General features: G+C 47.5%; 1 protein-coding gene. It reads left to right on the forward strand.

All coding sequences use genetic code 11. The features are described from left to right. Positions 1 to 1,071: 1,071 nt before the first annotated feature. Positions 1,072 to 2,156, forward strand: a 1,085-nt coding sequence (locus tag KB557_RS10905) for an AAA family ATPase (RefSeq protein WP_255134133.1), incomplete at its 3' end; no start/stop codon positions are given.

Here is a 2,156-nt window from a genome sequence, read left to right on the forward strand (position 1 = left end):
CGTCGCTCCACCTCCTGCCTAGATGGTCTTGGTGGAGGTGCGGCAACACCTTTTGGGCGGCGGGGAGGATTGTTTTTACCGAGCGGACGGCTTGGATCAACGGGGATATAGAGCGGCTTGCCGTTTTCGTCTTCTGCATTAGCAGCGCAACGCAATTACTCAATGGAATCAACGGTGCAGCTATCGCCATCAGCCACAGAAAACAAGAATAAACTTTGATTTGATATTAGCAGCTATGGTCAACTTCTGAGCATACGCGGATATGGGAGAGGGTATAAAGCGGCTAGACGCTAGGGATAGCGTGATATGCTTCCGTACCGCTACGCATGAAAAAAGGGAGTCAAGCGACTCCCGTGTATGCGTAGCACAAAACCTAGTTAATCGTATCACATGTCTACTGCTTTTGCGCCATCTGGTGTCAAATCGCCGTGCCCAATTTGCGGGCGAACTAAAGATGGTGATTGCAGAATAGCTAGTGATGGCAGGGTTTTCTGCCATACAAAGCGTAATGGGAAGCCCGGTAAGGCTTCTATTGATAACCCGTCCTATGTCTATCTAGGGCAATCGCAAGAAGCCCAGGGCTGCGGGATGTGGAAGCTAGACGCTTCCACTCTTAAGGCACCACGGCCAAATGGAATAAGGCATTTTGATTACCGCTTTTGGGATGGGGCGCGATGCCCGGTGCAAAGGTTTAGGAAGGATTCAGCAGGCGGCAAGCAAGTTGCTTGGTGTAAAGGCGGTTTAGGTGGGCGGCCCCAAAGCGATGTTGCACCTTATCTATGGGAAAAGGTTGGAGATGCAAAACGGCTGTTTGTGGTTAGGGGTGAGCTGAAAGCTGAACTGCTTGCTGGCAAGGGGTTTACAGCCATCAGCCTGCTAAACCAGAAGGATGAAGTGCTTGTGGCAAAGCTCCAGGCGATGCAATCCAATGGTGTTGAGATCGTATTGGTGCCTGATTGCGATGCAGCCGATCTAGATAAGTGGTTCAGGTATCTATCAAGTGAAGTGCCTGGGGTGAAACAGCTGCTTGCCCCTGGGCTGCCGTGGGGCAAGCCACCAGCCGACGGTGGTTTGGGTATTGAGGATTGGATCTACGCGAAGAGTCCATCAAATGATGAGATTGCAGCGGCCATCAGTAGCGCCCGTGCAATCGATCAGGATGCTAAGGATCTAAATACTTTAGAAGCTAAGATTCTTTCGATTAAATCAACAACCGACGATCCATTAAAGCAAGCATTATTAACCAAAAAAGAAGCAGCTGAATTAGGGTTTGGCTTATCGGAAAGTACAGCCAAAGCTCTTATTCGGCAAACAGGATATAAAGAGCCTGTTTTGTTTGGCGAGGATATAAATGTTCCGGCTGAATCAGAGGCTAAATTATGGGGCGACTTGTTGTTATATCAATCTAGTAACCTAGTTATTGCCCCGCCAAAGGTGGGCAAAACAGCATTGATGCTCCATTTGGCTGGTTGCATGTTAGGTGGCAAATCGCATTGTTTAGGGCAGCCAATACATAATCGTTGTGATCAGTTAATTATTCTTGGCGCCGATATGTTAGCTAAAGAATGGACAAAATTACTACGTAGGGAAGGTTTAGCTAAAACCAATCCCGACGGTTCAGTTAGTATGCCTAAAGTTAAATTAGCGGCCAAAGGCAACAAGTTAGATCTAAGTCCGATGGGTATAAAATCAATCGTTACCATGTGCAAAGAACGACCTAATTCTTTGTTACTTGTCGATTGCTTGAGAAGCTACTTAGAGGGCGATGAAAATAATCGTGAGTTTATTGCTCAGCTTGAACGCTTATTCGTTGCATTAGCAGAAGTTAATTGCAAGGCAACGGTTGTTTGCATCCATCACGCAAGAAAAAGCGGCGGGGCTACTGCTATTGATGCAAGTTCTGGTCATAGCTCAATCCCAGCCGCATTCGATCAAACGATAAAAATGAGCTGGCTAACGGCTGAGAATGTTATTCAAGCTGATAAACGCATTCTGGTTAATAGCACCGGCAGGGGCAGCCAAGATCAATCGATAGTGGTTGAGCTTGTAGGCATTGCCCCGGCTATGTGGATCAGCCATGGCGACGCAAAGGATTTAATTAAAGCGGAGGCGATTACACAGGCACTCGATGCACTTTCAGACCGAGAAGAGAAGAA

The sequence above is a fragment of the Synechococcus sp. Cruz CV12-2-Slac-r genome, assembly GCF_024346075.1.
Taxonomy (GTDB): Bacteria; Cyanobacteriota; Cyanobacteriia; order PCC-6307; family Cyanobiaceae; genus Synechococcus_D.